This window comes from Catellatospora methionotrophica (genome assembly GCF_011297335.1).
In the GTDB taxonomy this organism is placed as follows: Bacteria; Actinomycetota; Actinomycetes; order Mycobacteriales; family Micromonosporaceae; genus Catellatospora; species Catellatospora methionotrophica.
Genome location: NZ_JAAOTJ010000007.1, coordinates 85,999 through 107,389, shown reverse-complemented (window position 1 = coordinate 107,389; position 21,391 = coordinate 85,999). Strand labels below are relative to the sequence as shown.

Sequence of the window (21,391 nt, the reverse complement as noted above, 5' to 3'; positions counted from 1 at the left end):
GTGACAGAGTTACATCTGCTGTCACTTCGGCGCAAGGAGGAGACCGTGTCGGACACCTCTCTCACCGCGGCGCGCCGGGCGCGCGAGCTCGCCGAACTGGCCGGCGAAGTGGTGGACGTGCTGGTCGTCGGGCTCGGCGTGACCGGGGCCGGGGTCGCGCTGGACGCGGCCACGCGCGGGCTCTCCGTCGCCGCGATCGACGCGCACGACCTGGCCTTCGGCACATCCCGGTGGAGTTCCAAACTGGTCCACGGCGGGCTGCGCTACCTGGCCAAGGGCGAGGTCGGGGTGGCGTACGAGAGCGCGGTCGAACGCGGCACGCTGATGGCCCGCACCGCCCCGCACCTGACCCGGGCGCTGGCGATGGTGTTACCGGCCACCGCGTACACCGCGCCGCTGACGGTCGGGCTGGCCGGGGCGGGCCTGCGCGCGGGCGACCTGCTGCGCGCGGCGGCGGGCACCCGGCGGGCGATCCTGCCCGGGGTGCGCTCGCTGTCGGCGGCCGAGGCGCGGGGCATGATCCCGGCGCTGCGCCCGGCCGGGCTGCGCGGGGCGCGGCTGTCCTGGGACGGACAGCTCTGCGACGACGCGCGGCTGGTGACCGGGCTGGCCCGCGCGGCGGCCGGGGCGGGCGCGAAGGTGCTGACCCGCTGCCGCGCCACCGCGCTGACCGGCGACACGGCCGCCGTGGTGGACACGCTCACCGGGACACCGCACACGGTGCGGGCCCGCGCGGTCGTCAACGCGACCGGGGTCTGGGCCGGGCAGCTCGCCCCCGAGATCGTTCTCCGGCCGTCGCGCGGCACCCATCTGGTGCTGCCGTCGGCGCTGCTCGGCGGGCTGTGGGCGGGGCTGACCATCCCGGTGCCCGGCGAGCTGTCCCGCTTCGTGATCGTGCTGCCGCAGGCCGACGGCCTGGTGTACGTCGGGCTGACCGACGAACCGGTGGACGGCCCCGTGCCGGACGTGCCCGAGGTGCCCGAGTCCGACGTGGACTTCCTGCTCGACGTGCTCAACTCGGCCCTGGAGACACCGGTGCGCCGCACCGACGTGCTCGGCGCGTTCGCGGGCCTGCGGCCGCTGATGGCGGGTGCGCGAGCGCGGTCCGGGCGGACGGCCGACATCTCCCGGCGGCACGCCGTCGTGCAGGGCCGCGACGGCGTGGTGACCGTGGTCGGCGGCAAACTGACCACGTACCGGCGGATGGCGCAGGACACCGTGGACCTGCTGGCCGCGCGGCGGGGCGTGTACGCCGGGCCGTGCCGGACCCGTGACCTGCCGCTGCCCGGCGCGGCGTCGCGCGAGGTGCTGGCCCGGGTGCCCGCCCCGGCCCGCCTGACCGCGCGCTACGGCGTCGAGGCTGCCGAGGTGCTGGCCCAGGCCCCGCCCGAGCTGCACGTCCCGGTCGCGCCGGGCAGCCCGGTGACCGGGGCCGAGCTGCTGTGGGCGGTACGTCACGAAGGCGCGCTGACGGTCGACGACCTGCTCGACCGGCGTACCCGGCTGGGCCTGGTCCCCGAGCACCGCGCCGCCGCCCTGCCCACGGCCGAGCGCATCCTCGCCAGTTAGACGAAGGAAGGGCACCTTGTTGACGCATATGCGTTAACAAGGTGCCCTTCCTGTCCATCCGACACGTTGAGCAGCGACGATTCGAGCGGAGACGGTATGAGTGAAGCAACCGGCCGGGAGCGGTCGTGGTGGGGCTGGGGCTGGGCGGACGAGGCGGTGGACGCCGAGGGCTGCGCGAAGCTGGCCCGGCGGGTCGGCCCGTTCCTGCCGCTGGACGGCGAGCTGACCCCGGTGCCCGCCGTGCCGGAACTGCCGCCGTCGCGGCTGCGGCCACCGGCGGCGATCGCCGCGCTGTGCCGGGACGACGCGCGGTCCCGGGCGGCCCACGCGTACGGCCGGGCGTACCGCGACGTGGTCCGGCTGCTGCACGGCGTGCTGGACAACCCGCCTGACCTGGTCGCGTATCCGCAGGACGAGGCGGCCGTGATCGCGGTGCTCGACTGGGCGTCGGACGCGGGGGTGCCGGTGGTGCCGTTCGGCGGCGGCACCAGCGTCGTCGGCGGCGTCGAGTATCGCGGCGGCGGCCCGTGGCTGTCCCTGGACCTGACCGGCCTGTCCGGCGTGGTCGAGGTCGACGAGGTCAGCCGGGCCGCGCTGATCCGGGGCGGCACGTTCGGCCCCGACCTGGAAGACGCGCTGCGCCCGTACGGCCTGACCCTGCGGCACTTCCCGCAGAGCTTCGCGTTCTCGACGTTCGGCGGCTGGCTGGCCACCCGCGCCGGCGGGCACTACGCCACCGGGTACACCCACATCGACGACCTGGTCGAGTCGATGCGCGTGGTGACCCCGGCCGGGGTCGCGCAGTCGCTGCGGGTGCCCGCCTCCGGCGCGGGCCCGTCGCCGGACCGCTTCTGGCTCGGCTCCGAGGGCACGCTCGGCGTCATCACCGAGGGCTGGGCCCGCGTCCAGCAGCGCCCGTCGTTCCGCGCCGGCACCGCACTGCGATTCAGCGTGTACGCCGACGCCGTGCACGCCGTCCGGGCGGTCGCCCAGTCGGGGCTGCGACCGGCGAACTGCCGCCTGCTCGACCCGCTCGAAGCGATGCTCGGCGCGGCGGCCGCCGACGGGTCGAGCAGGCTGCTGCTCGGCTTCGAGTCCGCCGACCACCCGGTCGACGCGCTGCTCGCGCGGGCCGTGCAGCTGTGCCGCGAGCACGGCGGCACCGAGGAGGACACGGCGCGGGACACCACCGGCCGCTGGCGCGACACCTTCGTCGGCGCGCCGTACCTGCGCGACGGCCTGGCCCGGCTCGGGGTGGTGGTGGAGACGTTCGAGACCGCGTGCACCTGGGCCGCGTTCGAGGCGCTGCACGCGGCGGTCGTGACAGCCGCCGCGTCGGCGGGCGAGGCCGAGACGGGCAGCCCGGCGCTGGTCACCTGCCGGTTCACCCACGTGTACCCGGACGGCCCCGCGCCCTACTTCACGGTGTACGCGGCCGGGCGGCGCGGCGGCGAGGTGGCGATCTGGGACGCGCTCAAGCAGGCGGCCGGTGACGCCATCGCCGCGCATGGCGGCACCATCACCCATCACCACGCCGTGGGGCGCGACCATCTGCCCTGGTACACCCGGCAGCGGCCGGAGCCGTTCGCGCTGGCGCTGCGGGCCGCGAAGTCCGCTGTGGACCCGGCGGGCGTACTCAACCCCGGCGTGGTGCTGCCCTGATCCGGGCATGAAGAAGCCCGCTTCGGCGATCACGGGGGGAACCGTCGAAGCGGGCTTGCAAGCGAAGGTACCTCGTTTTGCCGTCCGACGCCATCCCTGTCTTCAGGAATTTCTGCTCAAGCAACTTGTCGGGCGGCGATGGCACAATCCCGCCTCGTGAACGGGGAGACGGAACCGGGCTGGCTGCCCGCGGGCACGGGTTACCAGGTGGCGCTGAGCGGCGGGCGGGTCGTGGCCCGCAAAGCCTCGGGCGTACGCCTCAAGGGCCTGCCCGCCGCGTTGAAGGACGATCCGGTCGTGCGCGACCTGCGGCAGTTGCGCGAGTGGCTGGCCCGCCACGAGGCGGAGTGCCTGGCCGAGGTGGAGCGCTGGATGGTGCGCGGCCTGCCGGTCGCGTTCGCCGTGCTGGCCCGCGTATGGGCCGACGAGGCCTGGCGGGCGGCCCTGCGCGACCTGGTCGTCGCGCCGTGCCGCGAAGACGGGCCGGACCTGGCCCGCGCCGGGTTCCTGCGCGACGTGGACGCGGCGCGCGGCGTGGGAGTCGTCGGGCTCGACGGCGAGTCGGCCTGGCTCGGCCCCGGTCCGTACGCCGTCCCGCATCCGGTGCTGCTCGACGACGTCGACGAGCTGCGCGAGTTCGCGGCCGAGCTGGACGTGCGGCAGGGCGTCGCGCAGCTGTTCCGCGAGGCCCACCGCCGCCCCGAGGGCCGCGCCGAGCAGGCCGCGCTGCTGCACGGGTACGACGCGGCGCACTACGCGCAGCTGCGGCACGCGAGCTCGCGTGCGCTGGCGCTCGGCTACACGGTGCGCGGCGGCACCGCCCGCTGCCGGATCGTCGAGCACGGCCGTGCGGTCGACGCCTGCGTCTGGCTCGGCGACGGCGACCCCGGCTACGAGACGTGGACCGGCCCGCTGCAGTTCGCCGACCCGTCCGGCCGGGGCGTTCCGGGTGACGAGGTCGGGCCCGTCACCTGGTCGGAGGGTGTGCGCCTGGCCGCCGCCCTGCACGTCGGCCGCACCGGAACCAGTACGACGGAGCGTGGAGCATGACGACGACCAGCCCTTCCACTGTGGATGATCTGCTCGACGCGGGCGCGGTGCTCGACGGCCCGAGCCCGGACGACCCGGCGGTCGCGGCGGTGACCGGGCGGGCGTACGCCCATCCGGCCCTGCCTGGCCGCACCGTGGTGCGCCTGGTCAGCGAGCCGGTCGGCGCGGCCGAGGACCTGAGCATGGAGTTCCTCGGCTTCACCGGGGCCGGGGCGGTGCCGGTGGGGCACGGCCGGGTGCGTGCGCTGGGCTTCCCCGCCTCGGCACTGGTGCAGGACCCGGCGCACGGCCGCCAGGCGCTGGCCCTGGTCAAGGAGATGGAGAAGCTGGCCCGGCTGGCCCGCTCGAAGCCGGGCAACGCCCGCGACGGCTACCTGACCGTCGCGGCGCGGCTCGCCGGGACCGTCCCGCAGTTCCTGCCCGGCTTCTGGGAACAGGCCGGACGGTCGTTCATCGAAGCGGAGAACCTGCGCCAGGCCGCGATCTGCTTCGGCGAAGCGCGGCGGGCCGAGCAGACCTACGCGCTGACCGTCGACGAGGCCCGGCTGCGCGACGCGCACCTGGAGTTCGCGCTGGCGGGCGCGCTGAGCGCGAAGGCGCTGCGGGACTACGCGCGCGACGCGCTCACCAGGGCGCCGGCCGCCTCGGCGTACTCGCTGGTCAGGTCGGTGGCGGTGCGTCGCGTCGCGGGCGGGCTGCCGCCCGGCCCGGGGCTGGCCGCCGACCTGCGACGGCTGGCCAAGGCCGCCGGGCTCGACGCCGCGGCCGAGGACGAGTCGGTCGTCGCCGAGCTGCTGATGCTGCCCGCCGTGGTGCGCGCGGACGCGGGTTTCTGGACGGCGTACCGCAAGCCGCTGCAGCGGCTGGCCCGCCGCGACCCGGCCGTCGCGGCGCGGCTGCTGGAGCTGCTGCCCGAGCCGCCCGGCTGGCAGGCCGACGTGTCCGAGGAGTGGCTCGACCTGATCATCGGCTCCGGCGTGCTGGACGCCCCGGACGCCGACATCACCGGCTGGCTGGACCGCTTCGCCTGGTACCGGGCCCGGCACCGGTGGGCGGTGGGAGCTGTCAGCCCGCAGCTGCTCGCCCTGGTCGAGCGCCTGGCGCCACGGTTGCGGGCAGCGGGGCGGCCACTGCGGCCGGGCCCCGCCGACGGGTCCGGCCCGGTCGACCTCAATCTGGTCGACACCTGTCTGGCCCATGGCGTGCCGGTGTCGGTCGAGCCGACATCCGAGGGACTGCCCGTGACCCGCTGGTACGGCCAGTCCGGCGAGGGACGCCGGGACCTGGCCGCGATCGCCGCCGACCCAAATCTGCTGCCCGACCTCGTCCGCGGCCTGTGGCGGCTGCTGGACCAGTCCTCGGAACTCGACCCGGCGGGCTCCCGGGCGGAGGGCCTGATCGCGGTGCTGGCCGCGACACCGGGACTGCTGACCGCGCTCCGGCACGGCGTCGCGCAGCGGCCGGTCGACGGCGTCACCGTCGCCGGGCTGGCGGCCGTGCTGCGTGAGCTGTACCCGCTGTGGTCGGCGGCCGGAGTCCGGCTCGCACCCGGCGAGCTGCGCCGGATCGCCGCGATCGACACCGCCGAGGTGCTGGCCGGTTCGCTGCGCGCGGGCCTGGTCGACGAGCTGGGCTGGCCCGCGTACGAGACCGCCGTCGTGCCGCTCAAGCGGATCGGCCTGTCGCCGAGCTGGCCGACGCTGGCGGCGAGCGACCAGACCCGGGTGGTGACCGTCTCCCCCGACGGCGCGTCCGCCGAGCACCGGGTGCGCCTGCCGTCCGGCGCCTGGCACGCCGACATCACCTGCCACGAGTCGGACGGACGGCTGCTGGTCAGCGGAAGCTCGTACCACGGCGACGGCTGGGCGTACTGGGCCGACCATCCGGAGCGCACGTTCCCGGTCCCGCGGATGGAGCGGGCGTGGGAGAGTGGGCCGCCCACGCCGTACCTGCCGCTGCCCGGCGGAGGGGTCACCGGCGGTGGCCGCCCGTGCCTACCCGGCGATCCGGCGATGCCGGCCCCGGGCCTGGTGAGCAGCGACGGCGTCACGTACTGGCGCTGCGAGCAGCAGCCCGGCGGGCCACGCTGGCGGGAGTACGACCCGCACACCGGCGAGCCGGGGCGGCACAGCCTGCCCGCGTTCTTCACCGACGGCGCGCCCGAGCAAGCCCGGCTGCTGCCCGAATGGTCGTGGCTGAGACCTGCTCCGGAAGCCTTCGCCGGTTCGCCGCTCGGCAGCGCGGGAGGCCTGCTCGGCTGGCGGGTGCACCTGCTGCCCGACGGCACCCAGGCCGGGTGGTCCGCCGACGGCCGTACGCTGCGCTGGCGACCGACGGTGCCGGGTGAGGTGCTGGTGGGTGCGCTGCGGCTGCCCGGCGACGAGCTGCTGCGCCCGGTCACCACCCGGGCCGGTGAGCGGCCGCACCCGCACGATCTCGCCGTCACCGTCTGGTCGCCCGACGGCGGCGGGCCGCTGCAGGAATGCGTCGCCGTCCACTCCCGCCCGCCGTTTCCGTACTGGCACGCGCTGCGCCCGCGCGACGTGGCAGGCTCGGCGGCGCTGCGCGCGGTGACCACGCCACTGGCCGCCGCACTGCTGGCCGACCTGCGCGGCAACGCCCTGCTGGACTACGCGGTCGACCAGGTGTTCGCCAAGCACCTGCCGGAGGTCACCGAGCCGACCCTGCTGCGGGCCCTGCGCGCCGTCGCACGCACCGCGCTGCGGATGGAGACCCGGCTGGCCGCGCTCCGGGAACTGCTCGCCACGGTCGACGCCGAGCAGGCTGCCACGACCGCGTCCGAACCGGACCGTGTCCTGGCGGCCACGACAGGCGGCGCACCGCACGACCGGGAACGCACGCCACCAGGCGGGGACCTGCCGTCGGGCATTTCGCCTGGCGGGGAGGGCTTCACGTCCGGCGCGGCGGGCACCTCGGCCGCCGGACCGCGGTCGGGCTCCGCCGTGTCGCAGCCGGAGGTGTCGGACACCGCGTTGTCCCAGGCGCTGGGTGCGCTGGTGATGTGGCGGGGGCGCTACTTCTACGGCTCCAGGGACCACCGGACCGCGGTGATGGACCAGATATCCGCCGTGTCACGGGTGTTCGCCGACCCGCCCGAGGCCGTGCCGCCGCCGAACGCCGAGTCGGCCTGGCCGTGGCTGCTGCCGGGGCTCGGCGCGGTGCTGATGGTCGCCGCCTCTCCCGTCGGGACGCCCGAGGCTCGATCGGTGCTGGCCCGACTGCTGCGAGCGTTCGCCGCCTCGCCGTTCGCGGCCCCGGACCCGCGTTTCCGCTTCGCGGAACTCGCGGTCACCGCCGAGCACACCGTCCCCGAGATCGGCGAGGGCGGCCGCCGCGTGGTCTTCCTGTCCGGCGGCCAGCACGCCCTGGCCGGGGCCGATCCCCGGTTCCTGCGGTACGCCGTGGACCACTGCGCCGACGGGGTCTTCGCCCCGATCGCGGGCGTCGACGTGCGCACCGACATCAAACGTGGCGGGTGGGGCGACGCCGACCGGCTGAACGCCGCCGCCGACCTGCTCGACCGCGAGGGCCCGATGCCGTGGCGGGCCGACGGAGCAGCGCGGCTGGCCGAGCTGACCGGGCTGACCCGGGCAGAGTCCGTGCTGCTGCTCGCCGGGCTGCCGATCGGCGGCTGGAGCAGGCACTCGCTCAGCACGGCGCAGCGCAGGACCGTCGGTCTGGCCGGGGCCGAGGCGGACCTCGCCGCGCAGCAGTGGCACCTGATCCCGCACGGGCACCGCCTCGCACTGCTCGACGCGGCCGTCCCGGACGACCCGGCCGACCTGTGGCGGCACGGGCCGGACGTGGACGCGCTGGCGGCCCGGTGGCTCGCGCTGTACGGACGGCGTACGCCGCTGCCGGAGGAGCTGTTGATCGAGGCGAAGCGGGTGGTCCCCGGCGGGGTGGGGCAGGAGGTGCTGCGCGTGATCGCCGAGCCGCGGCCGCGCACCTGGCTGTGCACCGACGGGGTGACCGAGGCGCGCCCGTGGGAAGGGCTGGTGACCCATGCGGACGACGGCGAAGCGTTCGACGAGGACTGGCTGAGGGCAGCCGCCGCGGGACTGGCCTGGCTGGCATACCGGCTGCCTGCGGGCGACCCGCTGCGGCCCGCGCTGCCGCGCGCGCTGGACCTGGTGCGGCGGCGGCTGGAGAACCCGAAGCTGGCCGTGGGGACGACGTACCACCGGCCCGGCCTGGTGCCCGACGGGCTGCCCGGTGTGTGGTGCAGCGGCGAGCGGGACGGCCACGCCTACCACCTGCTGCCCGCCGCGATCACGGCCCCGGACGACCCGGCGCTGGCCCTCGGCGAGCGGGGCGTCACCGACGCCCTCCTGCTGCTGCGCGATCCGGCGCTGGTCGCGGCCTTCGCCGAGGCGGACGCGCTGCCCGCGGGTGCGTGGCCGCAGGATCCCCGGCACACCGCGCCCGGCCTGGTGGCGACGGTGGCCGCGGCGCACGCGCTGGCACCGGACGCGGCCGCGTACTACCTGCAGCTGCTGGCGCTGCCCGATCCGACGGACGCCCACGCGGCCCGCTGGCTGGGCGTGACCACGGCACGGCTCAAACCGCTGCGTGCCGCGCTGCTCGCGGCAGGGCTGGTCGTCGAGGCCCGCCGAGAGCGGGCCGGGCGGACGGTGTTCCTGCCGGGCGGGTGGCTGAGCCTGAAAGCCCCCGCGCTGCCGGTCGAGGCGTGGAAGGCCCCACTGCTGGGCCTGCTTCCGGACGCCGCGCCGCCGCTGGGCGCGGTGCTGCTCGGCCGCCCGGTCGCGGACCTGTTCTACGCGGCGTGGGAGCGGGTTGAGGCTGGTGGGGCGGGGGCATGATCACTGTTTCGGGTCAGAAAGTGTGGTCCGGCCAGACTTTCTGACCCGAAACGACGATCATGACCGGTGGCGGTGGTGGCTCACCTAGGCTGGCGTCGAGGACGACGGGTGGTGGGCCGTGGCGGCGGTGGGGGCGGTCTCGCGGGCGCTGGCCGAGCTGCACGCGCGGCTGGCCGTCGTGGACGGCGGGGCGGTCGCCGACTACATCCCGCAGCTGGCGCTCGCCGATCCGGCCGCCTTCGGGCTGGCCCTGGTCAGCATGGACGGTCACCGGTACAGCGCGGGTGACGCGCTGGCCCCGCTCACCATCCAGTCGGTTTCGAAGCCTTTCGTGTACGCCCTCGCGCTGGCCGAACTCGGGCTGGACGCGGTCACCGCCCGCGTCGGCGCGGAGCCCAGCGGTGAGGGCTTCAACGCGATCAGCCTGGAGCCTGGCACCGGCCGCCCGGCCAACCCGATGATCAACGCTGGTGCGATCGTCACCACGTCACTGATCCCGGCCGACAGCCCCGGCGAGCGCTTCGCGCGCATCCTGGCCTGCCTGTCCGCGTTCGCGGGCCGGCAGCTGGACGTCGACGAGGCCGTGTACGCCTCCGAGTCGCGCACCGGCGACCGCAACCGGGCGCTGGCGTACCTGATGCGCGGCGCGGGTTCGCTGACCGGTGACGTCGAGCAGGCTGTGGACGACTACTTCCGGCAGTGCGCGGTGCGGGTGACCGCCGCCGACCTGGCCGTGATGGCGGCGACGCTGGCCGGTGGCGGGGTGAACCCGGTGACCGGCGAGCCGGTGGTCCCGGAGCTGACCGCTGAGCGGGTGCTGGCGGTGATGGCCACCTGCGGCATGTACGACGCGGCGGGCGACTGGCTGCTGCGGGTCGGCCTGCCCGCCAAGGGCGGGGTGTCGGGGGCGCTGATCGCGTGCAGCCCGGCCCGGTTCGGCATCGCGGCGTACAGCCCGCCGCTGGACCCGGTCGGCAACCCGGTGCGCGGGGTGCTGGCGCTGCGGGAACTGTCCGAACGGTACGCCCTGCACCTGATGCACCATCCCGGCGCGGCCCCGGCGACCGTCGCCCGCGATCTGCACGGCGAGTCCGTGGCGCTGGTGACCGCGCAGGGGCCGCTGGAGTTCACCACCACCGAGCGGCTGCTGTCCGCGCTGGCCGACGCCGTCGCCCCGCTGCCCTCGGCCGGGGGCGTGGTGCTGGACCTGGACCGGGTCACCCGCGTCGACGGAGCCTCGGCGGCGATGGTGCGCGAGGAGTTGACCGCGCTGCGCCGCCGCGGGCTGACCGTCGCCGCCGTCGGCGAGGCCGGGGCGGCCGTGCTCGACGACCCGGACCACGTGTTCGGCACCCGGGAACGAGCCTTGGCCTGGTGTGAGCAGCAGGTCGCCGCCGCCGAACCCCCGGCGGAGCTGCACCGGCCGGGTGACTTGGCCGGCCAGCCCGGCGATCCGCACTGGTAGCAGGCCCTGTCGCCGTCCTACCGGAGGGATGGCCGCGGCGCGCTGGAACGTCGCCGCACGCCGGGGCACCCCGCGCTGGCTGGCCGAGGGCTATCCCAGCTCGACCGGCGCGCCCGGTCCGAGCGGGATGCCGAGCAGGTACCAGATCACGAAGAAGACCGTCCAGGCCACCGCGATGACCAGCATGTACGGGATCATCAGGGAGATCACGGTGCCGACGCCGGCCTCCTTCTTGTACTTCTGCGCCAGCAGCACGATGAACGGCAGGTACACCATCAGCGGGGTGACCACGTTCATCGGCGAGTCGGCGACCCGGTAGGCGGCCAGCACGGTCTGCGGTGCGACGCCCAGCCGCAGGAACAGCGGCACGAAGATGGGCGCGAAGATGGCCCACTTCGGGATCACGCCCGGGATGATGATGTCCAGCAGCAGCACCACCAGGATGAAGCCGATGAGCAGCCACAGCGGCCCGATGTTGGCCCGTTCCAGCCCGTCGGCCATCTTCACGGCGGCGACGGTGGCCATGTTGGTGTAGTTGAAGTACGCGATGAACTGGGCGATCACCAGCAGCATGAAGATCAGGCCACCGAGCCCGGCGTACGTCTTCGTGATCGCGTCCATCGCCGCCGCGCTGCCCTTGAGCGTGCCCGCGCCCGCGCCGTAGCACAGGCCGCACACCAGGAAGACCAGCATGATGATGAAGATCAGGCTGTCCATCAGCGGCGAGTCCTCGACGAGGCTGCCGGTGACCGGGTTGCGCAGGATGCCCCACGGTTGGGGCGGGACCGACAGCACCAGGAGCAGCGCGAGCACGGCGAGCAGGCCCCAGAAGGCGAAGCGCAGCCCGCGGGCCTGCGCGGCCGGGGCGGCGTCGCCCTCCACGGGTGCGGCGTCGGGGATGTCGGTGGCCTCGTGCGAGACCGCACCGGTGTACTTACCGAGGCGCGGCTCGATGATCTTCTCGGTGATGAAGGTGATCAGGAACGCCAGGAAGATGGTCGAGGCGATGGCGAAGAACATGTTCGCGGTGAGGCTGATCTTCCGCGCCGGGTCGGCCAGCGCGACCGCCTCGTTGGTGATCTCGGTGATGATGCCGTCGGTCGGCGTGATCAGTACGTTCACCATGAACGTGCCGCCGACCGCGCCGAATGCGGCGGCGAGCCCGGCCAGCGGATGCCGCCCGACGCTCATGAACGCGACCGCGCCGAGTGGGATGAGCACCAGGTATCCGGCGTCGGAGGCGATCGACGACAGGATGCCGACCAGCACGATGATGAAGGTCAGCGACCACGGCGGGGCGACCGCGACCAGCTTGCGGATCAGCGCGCCGATGAGCCCGGCGCGTTCGGCCAGGCCGACGCCGATCATGGCGACCAGGATGACGCCGACCACGCCGAAGTTGGTGAAGTTGGTGACCGCAGAGGTGAAGATGAACCGGATGCCGTCCGCGGTGAGCAGGCTCCTGATCGCGGTGGTCTCGGTGTGGGTCTTGACCTCGGGGTGGTAGAACTCCTCCGGCGGGATGTCCAGCGACGGCTGCTGGGTGCCGCCCGGATAGGTCTCCTCCGCGACGACCGGCGAGGGCGCGGCCGACTCATAGGTGACCTGCACACCGATCGCGGCGAAGATCGCCGACAGCACGATGATGAGCCCGATCAGGATCAGGAAGATCATCACCGGGTGCGGCACCCTGTTGCCGACCTTCTCGACCCCGTCCAGCATCCGCTGGGTGAACGTCCGCTTCCCGGCGGGCACCGTCGCTGCGGTCATGCCTGCTCCTTAGCGGCCAGCGGAGCCGGCTGCGGTCGCTGGAAGGCCAGCGCGAGGTCCAGCAGCAGGCGCGCGCCGAAACCGGTGCAGCCCTGCGGGTACCAGGTGCGCGGCTTGTCGTTCTGGGCGGTGCCGGCGATGTCGACGTGTGCCCACGGGGTGCCCGCGACGAACTCCTCCAGGAACAGCGCGGCGTGGATCGCGGCGGCGTTCGCACCGCCCATGTTCTTGAGGTCGGCGACGTCGGAGTCCATCTCACCGCGGTAGCGGCGCGCCATCGGCAGTTGCCAGACCGGCTCGTCGACCCGCGCGGCGGCGGCGCGTACCTGGTCGACCAGACCCTGGTCGTTGCCGAACACCCCGGCGATCTGCGCGCCGAGCGCGCGCAGGCACGCCCCGGTCAGGGTGGCGATGTCCACGATGGCGTCCACGGGCTCCTCGGTGGCCAGCACCAGCGCGTCGGCCATCACCAGGCGGCCCTCGGCGTCGGCGTTGACCACCTCGACCGTGGTGCCGCCCCGGATGGTGAGCACGTCGCCGAGCTTGAGCGCGGTGCCCGAGGGCATGTTGTCGGTGCACATCAGGTAGCCGGTGACCGCGACCGGGCAGTCCAGCTCGCGCAGCATGGTCATCGCGGCGAGGATCGCGCCCGCGCCGGACATGTCGTTCTTCATGGTCGAGTGGACCGCGTCGGCGGGCTTGAGGCTGATGCCGCCGGAGTCGTACATGATGCCCTTGCCGACCAGCGTCAACCGGGGCACGTCGGGATCGTCGCCGGGACGGTAGCGCAGTTTGATCATGCGCGGTTCGTCGGCGCTGCCCGCGTTCACCCCGAGCAGGCCGCCGCAGCCCAGTTCGATGAGCGCGTCCCGGTCATACACCTCGACCGACAGCCCGCTGTCCGCGCCGAGCTGCGCGGCCACCCCGCCCAGCCGCTCCGCGGTGAGCCGGCTCGGCGGGGAGTTGGCCAGGTCACGGGCCAGCGCGGCGGCTCTGGCGTACGCGAGCCCGCGCCGCGCCCCGCGCTGCATCGCCTGCACGTCACCCTCCGCGGCGACCAGGGTCAGCGCGACGACCGGCGGGGTGCCGTGCTTCTTCAGCTCTTCGAAGCGGTACCGGGCGAGCAGCGCCCCCTCGACCGCGGCCTGTCCGGCGATCTCGGGCGGCACTGCCGGCAGCGCGTCCAGCATCAGCACGAGGCGTCCCCCGGCACCGGTCGCGACGGCGTACGCGGCGGCCGCGTCGCGCAGCCGGTCGCCGTCGAGCTCCGCCGGGTCGCCGACCCCGACCGCGACCAGCGCGCCCGCGCCCGGCTGCGGCAGGGCCAGCACCTGCCCGAGCTGCCCGGTGAACTCGGCCTCGGCCAGGTCGCCCCGGTCGACGCCCAGCACCGGCGGCACCGCGCCCGAGGTCGCGACCGGCACGCCCAGCGGCGCGTTGCCGGCGTCGAGGTCCTCGACCGCGACCACGGCGACGTCGGGAACACGGGTCCAGGAGGGGACCGGGTCGAAGCCCGCTGCCGTCGCTGTCATCGCACCGCTCCTCCACCTCGACGGCACACCACCGGTGACACACCCTGAAGCACAGCATCACGGCTCATCGGCGAATACGGGGACGTTTCAGGAGGATTGGCCGCAGGCGCGGCCGTCCGGTGAGAATGGAGGCGTGACCCGCCACGGTGCGCAGTACGGCCCCGACTTCACGTTCCTCGGGGTGCCCCGCTGCGACTGGGCCGATCCGGAGACGTACGCCGACGCCGACGTGGTGATCCTGGGCGCGCCGTTCGACGGCGGCACCTCGCACCGCACCGGCACCCGGTTCGGACCCAGCGCCATCCGGGGCACCGACTACCTGCCGCACGACGGCTCCCGGCCGCACCTCGCGCTGCGCGTCGACCCGCTCGGGCCGGACCTCGCCGTACGTGACGCGGGCGACCTGGAGCTCTACAGCGGCGAGGTGCAGCGCAGCTGCCAGAGCATCGAGGACGCCGTCGCCTTCCTCGCCGGGCACGGGGTGATCCCGCTGATCCTGGGCGGCGACCACACCATCACCTGGCCGGACGTCACCGGCGTGGCCCGGAGGTACGGCTACGGCAACGTCTCGGTGATCCACTTCGACGCGCACGCCGACACCGGCGACATCACGTTCGGCTCGCTCTACGGCCACGGCCAGCCCATGCGACGGCTGATCGAGTCCGGCGCGGTGCGCGGCGACCGCTTCCTGCAGCTCGGCCTGCGCGGCTACTGGCCCGAGCCGCCGACCCTGGACTGGATGGCGGACCAGGGCATGCGTTCGTACCACATGGGCGAGATCGGGGCCCGGGGACTGGACGCGGTGCTCGACGAGGCGCTGACGATCGCGCTGGACGGCTGCACGGCGGTGTTCCTGTCCGTCGACATCGACGTGTGCGACCCGGCGCACGCTCCGGGCACCGGCACGCCCGAACCCGGCGGCCTCACCGCCCGGCAACTGCTCGACGCGGTGTCGCGCATCTGCCGCACGCTGCCCGTGGCGGGCATCGACGTCGTCGAGGTGTCCCCGCCGTACGACCACGCCGAGATCACCGCGATGCTCGCCAACCGTGTCGTCCTGGAGGCGCTGTCCGGCCTGGCCCGCCGCCGCCGCGACACCCGCGACGGCACCACCTGGAACCCCGCCACTCCGCTCCTCGACGGCCGCGGCTCCACCGCCTCCGACTGACCGGCGGGTGGGTCCGGCGATCGTGCCCCGGTGGGGCGGGGTGGGGCGGTAGGGTCGGCGGCGATGGACGCCGAGGACTGGAACCGCCGCTACACCGCCGCCGAGCTGGTGTGGAGCGCCGAGCCCAACCGTTTCGCGGCGGCGGAGCTGGACGGTCTGCCGCCGGGCCGGGCGCTGGACCTCGCGTCGGGCGAGGGGCGCAACGCGCTGTGGCTGGCGGGCAGGGGCTGGCAGGTCACCGCGATCGACTACGCGCGGGTGGCGGTCGACAAGGGACGCCAGCGGGCCGGGCAGGACGGCCTCGACGTGGACTGGGTGGTCGGCGACGTGCTGGCGTACCAGCCTCCGGCGGAGGGGTTCGACCTGGTCCTGATCGCCTACCTCCAGCTGCCGCCGGATCAGATGGCGCAGGTGTGGGCGCTGGCCGCGCGGGCGGTCGCGCCCGGCGGCACGCTGTTCGCGATCGGCCACGACCGGGCCAACCTCACCGGCGGCACCGGCGGCCCGCAGGACCCCGACCTGCTCTGGACTCCCGAGGAGCTGACCCGGACCCTGGTCGCGGACGGGCTCACCGTGGACCGCGCGGAGCGGGTGCGGCGCGAGGTCACCACCGACGAGGGCGTACGCCACGCCGTCGACACGCTGGTGCGCGCCCACGCCCCGATCCCCGACCTGCCCTGACCCCGGCGCTGATCCGGCACGCCTGCGCGAAGATCAGGCCAGTTCATCATACGTCTTAGTTGTACGCCCCGACTTTGTGCCACTTCCCCCGACATGCATTGCGGTCCTGTCACGACGGTGTGAAACTTCCCTCACGCGCACAGGGAGCCACGCGCGCGACACGGCACCGAGGGCCCCGGCTCGCCGGGAGGTGCCGCCGCACCGCCGTCACAGCCTGTCCGGGCTGTCCCTTCCTTCCTGCGCGCGATCCGCGCCGCCCGCCCGGTGGCCGCTGATCCCTGCGCAGGCCCGTACCGGTTCCCCAGGCAAGACGGACCGGTCCGGCCCGGCTCAAGGAGTACCCAGTGAGAATTCCGATCAGATCCACCCTGCGACGCCGATTGACGGCGCTGCTCGGCGCGAGCGCGCTGGCCGCCACGGGGCTGGTCGCCGTGGCCACGCCCGCGCACGCCGCCGTGTCCTGCCAGGTGACCTACACCAAGGCCTGGGACAACGGCAGCGGCTTCGGCGCCAACCTGAACCTCACCAACACCGGCGACCCGCTGACCAGCTGGTCGCTGACCTGGACCTGGCCCGGCAACCAGGGCGGCATCCAGGGCTGGTCGGCCAACTACGCCCAGTCCGGCCAGAACGTCACCGCCACCAGCCTGTCCTACAACGGCAGCCTGGGCACGGGCGCGTCGACGGGCCTCGGCTTCAACGCCTCCTACAGCGGCACCAACACCAACCCGTCGAACTTTGCGGTCAACGGCGTCTCCTGCGGTGGCACCACCCCGACGGTGAGCCTGGTCGTGTCGCCGACGTCGGTGAGCGTGCCCGAGGGCGGCACCGCCACCTACGCCGTACGCCTGTCGGCCCAGCCCAGCGGCAACGTCACGGTCGCCACGACGGCCGGTTCCGGTGACACCAACCTCACCGTGTCCTCGGGCTCCAGCCTGACGTTCACGACGAGCAACTGGAACACCAACCAGAACGTGACCCTGGCCGCGGCCGAGGACTCCGACACCGCCAACGGCACCCGGCCGTTCACGGTGGCGGCGTCCGGGCTCAGCTCGGTGACGGTGAACGCGACCGAGGCCGACAACGACAGCACCACGACCCAGTCGCTGGTCGTCTCGTCGACGGCGGTCAGCGTGCCGGAGGGCGGGACCGCGTCGTACGCGGTGCGCCTGGCCGCGCAGCCGAGCGGCAACGTGACGGTCACCAACACCGCTGGTTCCGGTGACACCAGCATCACGGTGTCGTCGGGCGCGAGCCTGACGTTCACGACGAGCAACTGGAGCACCGCGCAGACGGTGACCCTGGCTGCCGCCGAGGACTCCGACACCACCGCGGGCACCCGCCCGATCACGGTCGCTTCCAGCGGCCTGACCTCGGTCACGGTCACCGCGACCGAGGCCGACAACGACGGCGGCCCGGTCGGCCCGCGAGCCGACAACCCGTACTCGGGCGCGGGCGTCTACGTGAACCCGCAGTGGCGGGCGAACGCGCTGGCCGAGCCCGGCGGCAGCCGGATCGCCAACCAGCCGACCGGTGTGTGGTTCGACCGGATCAGCGCACTGACCGGCAACGGCAGCCCGACCACGGGCACCATGGGCCTGGCCGACCACCTCGACCAGGCGGTCATCCAGGACGCGGCCAACGGCTCCGCGCCGATGGTGATCCAGATCGTCGTCTACAACCTGCCCGGCCGTGACTGTGCCGCGCTGGCGTCCAACGGCGAGCTGGGCCCGACCGAGCTGCCCCGCTACAAGTCGGAGTACATCGACCCGATGGCGGCGATCCTGGCCCGCCCGGCGTACGCGAACCTGCGCATCGTGGCGATCATCGAGATCGACTCGCTGCCGAACCTGGTGACCAACGTCAGCGGCCGCCCGACCGCGACCGCGATGTGCGACACCATGCTCGCCAACCGCGGTTACGTCGACGGCGTCGGGTACGCGCTGAACAAGCTCGGCGCGGTCCCGAACGTCTACAACTACATCGACGCGGGCCACCACGGCTGGCTCGGCTGGGACGACAACTTCGGGTCGAGCGCGAACATGATGTTCTCGGCCGCGACCGCGTCCGGCAGCACCGCCGCCAACGTGCACGGCTTCATCGCCAACACCGCCAACACGTCGGCGCTGACCGAGCCGTACGTCGGCACGATCACCGAGCAGCTGCGCCAGACGAGCTGGATCGACTGGAACCGGTACAACGACGAGCTGACTTTCGCGCAGGCGTTCCGTTCGCGGCTGGTGCAGGCGGGCTTCTCGTCGAGCATCGGCATGCTGATCGACACGTCCCGCAACGGCTGGGGCAGCTGCGTGCGGACGCCCTGCCAGCCGACGCAGGCCACCCGGCCCACGGCGGCGAGCACGTCGACGGACCCGAACACGTTCGTCAACCAGTCGCGCATCGACCGCCGCATCCACAAGGGCAACTGGTGCAACCAGGCCGGAGCCGGACTCGGCGAGCGCCCGCGGGCCGCGCCCGCGACGGGCATCGACGCGTACGTCTGGATCAAGCCGCCGGGCGAGTCCGACGGTTCCAGCAGCCTGATCCCGAACGAGGAGGGCAAGGGCTTCGACCGGATGTGCGACCCGACCTACCCGGGCAACGCCCGTAACGGCAACAACATGTCCGGCGCGCTGCCGAACGCACCCGTGTCGGGCCACTGGTTCTCCGCTCAGTTCCAGCAGCTGATGGCGAACGCGTACCCGCCGTTGAGCTGACCGCTACCGGGGACGGTCCCGCATCCGCGTGGGTGCTCAGGATCGGGGCCGTCCTCGCGCCGACCGGGTCCGACCCGGCCTGCGAGAACCCCGCCGCCCCGGGCGCACCGGTCGCGGCGGGTCTGTAGGAAGTGCCGCTGGGGCGGAAACTTGGGCCCCGCCGGCAGCGGCACGGCCGCCGACGTCGTGAGAGCGACGTCGGCGGTCCGCCTTTTGCGGGCGTACGCCACAGCTTCTGAATCTTTTTCCGGCAGTGCGTGTTTAGCGCCTTCCGGGGTGGGGTAACGCCCCCGCTATGGCATGGCAACAGGTGCCCGACTGGATCGTGCCCGCGCCGGGCCGGTCCACCGCACCACCGCTCCCGGCCGCGTGAGGCATGTCCACACCGGCACCGCGCGAGCACGTCGGCTTCCCCTACCGCGGAGTCGCCGAGTACGTCAGCGGCACCCTGGCCTTCATCCACACCGCTCTCGCCGCCGGGCAGCCGGTGCTGGTCGCCGTGCCCAGCGCGAAGCTGGAGATCCTGCGTGACTGCCTCGGCTCGCACGCCGCGCGGGTGCGTTTCACCGACCTGACCGTCGCGGGCCGCAACCCGGGCCGGATCCTGCCGGGCGTGCTGCTGGCCTTCGCCGACGGCTTCCCGGGCCGCCGCACGGCGATCGTCGCCGAGCCGCTGTGGCCGGGCCGCGGCCTCATGGAGTATCCGGCCTGCGTGGCCCACGAGGCGCTGGTCAACCTCGCTTTCACCGACCGCGACACGGCGGTGCTGTGCCCGTGCGACGCGGCCAATCTGGACCCGCACATGGTCTCCGACGCCCTGCGCACCCATCCTGAGCTGCTGCTGCGCGGCGAGCGCCGGCCGAGTCCCGCCTACGCCGACCCGCGCCAGACCGCGCTGTCCTGCCATCCGCCGCTCCCCGCTCCCCCGCCCCACGCCGCGACGATGCGGTACGACGCCGTACACGACCTGGCCGGGCTGCGCGCGTTCGTGACCGGCCACGCGACGACCGCCGGGCTCAAGCCGGACCGGCGCGACACCCTCGCCGACATCGTGTCGGACCTGGCCACCGGCACCCTGACCCGCACCGGCGCCCCGGGCGCGGTGAGCGTCTGGCCGGAGCGCGACCTGGTGGTGTGCCAGCTGCGCGACGCGGGCCAGTTCGCCGACCCGCTCCCGCCCGCCGCGCCCGCCCTGCTGGCCGCCCACCTGCACTGCGACCTGGTACGCCTGCACGCCCGCCCCGGCGCGACCACCGTCCGCCTGCACATGGCCGTCCACGACTGACGACCCGCGCGGCGGGACGTGGACGCGCGGAGAGCGTGCCTGGTCAGGCGGAGTCGCGGATGACGAGTTCGGTGGGCAGGATCGTGGCGTGTTCGCGCGGTGGGTCACCGGCGGCGGTAGCCAGCAGGCCCTGCACGGCGGTCGTGCCCATCAGCTCGACGGGCTGGCGCACCGTGGTCAGCGCGGGGCGTACCTGGGCGGCCAGGGCGTGGTCGTCGAAGCCGACCACGGCGACGTCGTCGGGGATACGCCGGCCGGCTTTGCGCAGGTAGCGCACCGCGCCCGCGGCCATCACGTCGGAGGCGGCGAACACGGCGTCGAGCTGCGGGCGCTGGTCGAGCAGCCGCTGCATGGCGTGCGCCGCCGACGCCTGGCTCCAGTCGCCGTACGCGACGGGCTGGTCGGTGAGCCCGCAGGCGTGCAGGGCCTCGCGGTATCCAGCCAGCCGGTCCGCGCCCGGCCCGGTGTCCGGCGGCGCGGCGATGTGGCCGATCGACCGGTAACCCCTGCCCAGCAGGTGTTCCACCGCCGCACGCGCCCCGCCCCTGTTGTCGGCGTCCACATAGGGCAGCTGGTACGGGTGCAGCGGGCGGCCGACCACGGTGATCGGCAGCCCGAGCGCGGCCAGCGAACCGGACAGCGGCAGCGGGCCGTGGTCGGACACGATGATCACCCCGGCCACGTTGCCGGCCCGCAGGTAACGCCCGACGGTCTCGGCGAGTGTGCCGGATACGTTGGTCACCAGCAGCGGCAGGTCGTAGCGGGCCAGCTCGGTCTCGACCGCGCCGAGGAAGCGCGCGAAGAACGGTTCGGTGAAGACCAGCCGGTGCCCGGCGTGCACGACGGCGGCGACGGCCCGCGCCCCGGCCGACGTGCGGCCCCAGGCGGCACGGCGGCGACGGTAGCCCAGGCGGCTCGCGGCGTCGCAGACGCGCTGGTAGGCCTCGGCGCTGACCTGGCTGGAGTTGTTGAGCACGCGGGAGGCGGTCGCGATGGAGACCCCGGCCGCGCGGGCCACCTCGGCTAGCGTGGCAGGCCCGGTGCGGTGCGGCGTGGAAGCGCTCCCGTCCGTCATTGGTGCACCATAACCCGCAGCTTCCGGCGGCGGTAGGTGTCGCGTACGCCATCGTCGTCGATGGATGGGTCAACCCGCGTAGACGAGGTCCATCGTGTCGGTGTGGCCGGGCCAGGCCAGGTCCAGCCGCCAGCAGCCCGGCTGCGGCAGGTCGATGATGGACGGACCCGGCCCGCCCGCGACCTCGCGGAGCACCGGCTCACCCGTGCCCTCGCGCCGTGCCGTGATCGTCAAGGTGCCCGTCTCGTACTTCTCCCGGGCCACCCACAGGATCTTGTTGCTCACGCCGTCCTTGCGGTCGACCGTCAGCGGATGCCCGAACAGCACCGCCGCGAGCTGGCCCTGCGTGCCCAGCACGTGCCTGGCGTGTGCGTCGCCGCTGAACCCCCCGCGCGCCCACTCCGGCAGCGGACCGTCGACGATCTCGCCGGCCGAACAGCCCGGCGCGAGGGACGGGGCAGCCGACGGGCTCGGCACGGCCGACGACGACTCCTGCTCCGTGCAGCCTGCGGTCAGCACGGCACAGGCGGCCAGGACGGCGGTGGCGGCGGAAAACCTCGGCGAAACGCTCAT

The 21,391-nt window shown here is 74.1% G+C and carries 13 protein-coding genes; 9 read left to right on the top strand and 4 right to left on the bottom strand.

The genetic code is table 11. From position 1 onward, the window contains the following. The first annotated feature begins 45 nt into the window (after positions 1–45). The 5 genes from HAV40_RS18350 (at position 46) to glsA (ending at position 10,590) form a co-directional block, all read left to right on the top strand. Complete coding sequence (locus HAV40_RS18350) at positions 46–1,569, top strand: glycerol-3-phosphate dehydrogenase/oxidase (protein WP_166382861.1); 1,524 nt, start codon at positions 46–48, stop codon at positions 1,567–1,569. Positions 1,570–1,665: 96 nt separating this feature from the next. After that, entirely contained in the window at positions 1,666–3,231 is a 1,566-nt protein-coding gene (locus HAV40_RS18345) for an FAD-binding oxidoreductase (protein ID WP_166382860.1), read from the top strand. 156 nt (positions 3,232–3,387) lie between these two features. Continuing rightward, positions 3,388–4,281, top strand: coding sequence for a DUF4132 domain-containing protein (locus HAV40_RS18340; protein WP_239085978.1), 894 nt, complete (start codon positions 3,388–3,390; stop codon positions 4,279–4,281). Next, complete coding sequence (locus HAV40_RS18335; protein ID WP_166382858.1) at positions 4,278–9,125, top strand: hypothetical protein; 4,848 nt, start codon at positions 4,278–4,280, stop codon at positions 9,123–9,125. Before HAV40_RS18340 ends, HAV40_RS18335 begins: the two co-directional genes overlap by 4 nt. A gap of 118 nt (positions 9,126–9,243) precedes the next feature. Next, on the top strand, positions 9,244–10,590 hold the full coding sequence (gene glsA / locus HAV40_RS18330) for a glutaminase A (protein WP_166382857.1): 1,347 nt from the start codon (positions 9,244–9,246) through the stop codon (positions 10,588–10,590). Between the two features lie 90 nt (positions 10,591–10,680). Here the strand turns inward: glsA and HAV40_RS18325 are convergent, their stop codons facing one another. Together HAV40_RS18325 and HAV40_RS18320 are read right to left on the bottom strand one after the other, a co-directional pair. Beyond that, complete coding sequence (locus HAV40_RS18325) at positions 10,681–12,360, bottom strand: AbgT family transporter (protein WP_166382856.1); 1,680 nt, start codon at positions 12,358–12,360, stop codon at positions 10,681–10,683. Next, positions 12,357–13,892: a leucyl aminopeptidase gene (locus tag HAV40_RS18320; protein ID WP_166382854.1), complete on the bottom strand. Its 1,536-nt coding sequence runs from the start codon at positions 13,890–13,892 to the stop codon at positions 12,357–12,359. Before HAV40_RS18320 ends, HAV40_RS18325 begins: the two co-directional genes overlap by 4 nt. Positions 13,893–14,025: 133 nt before the next feature. Between HAV40_RS18320 and speB the strand changes: the two genes are divergently transcribed. From speB to HAV40_RS18300, 4 genes are all read left to right on the top strand, one after another. Then, positions 14,026–15,060 (top strand): agmatinase, encoded by a 1,035-nt coding sequence (gene speB, locus HAV40_RS18315; RefSeq protein WP_166382852.1) that lies wholly within the window; start codon positions 14,026–14,028, stop codon positions 15,058–15,060. Between the two features lie 63 nt (positions 15,061–15,123). Continuing rightward, a complete protein-coding gene (locus HAV40_RS18310; RefSeq protein ID WP_166382850.1) occupies positions 15,124–15,741 on the top strand; it encodes a class I SAM-dependent methyltransferase in 618 nt (205 codons plus the stop codon). Positions 15,742–16,085: 344 nt separating this feature from the next. Next, complete coding sequence (locus tag HAV40_RS38905; RefSeq protein WP_275413454.1) at positions 16,086–18,458, top strand: glycoside hydrolase family 6 protein; 2,373 nt, start codon at positions 16,086–16,088, stop codon at positions 18,456–18,458. Positions 18,459–18,834: 376 nt separating this feature from the next. Then, the gene (locus tag HAV40_RS18300) at positions 18,835–19,743 is read left to right on the top strand and encodes an MEDS domain-containing protein (RefSeq protein ID WP_166382849.1); all 909 of its coding nucleotides are present in this window, start codon (positions 18,835–18,837) and stop codon (positions 19,741–19,743) included. 43 nt (positions 19,744–19,786) lie between these two features. Here HAV40_RS18300 and HAV40_RS18295 read toward each other — a convergent pair whose 3' ends face one another. Then, positions 19,787–20,818, bottom strand: a complete 1,032-nt coding sequence (locus HAV40_RS18295) for a LacI family DNA-binding transcriptional regulator (RefSeq protein WP_166382847.1) — start codon at positions 20,816–20,818, stop codon at positions 19,787–19,789. 69 nt (positions 20,819–20,887) lie between these two features. Next, positions 20,888–21,391: a hypothetical protein gene (locus HAV40_RS38025; RefSeq protein WP_203671125.1), complete on the bottom strand. Its 504-nt coding sequence runs from the start codon at positions 21,389–21,391 to the stop codon at positions 20,888–20,890.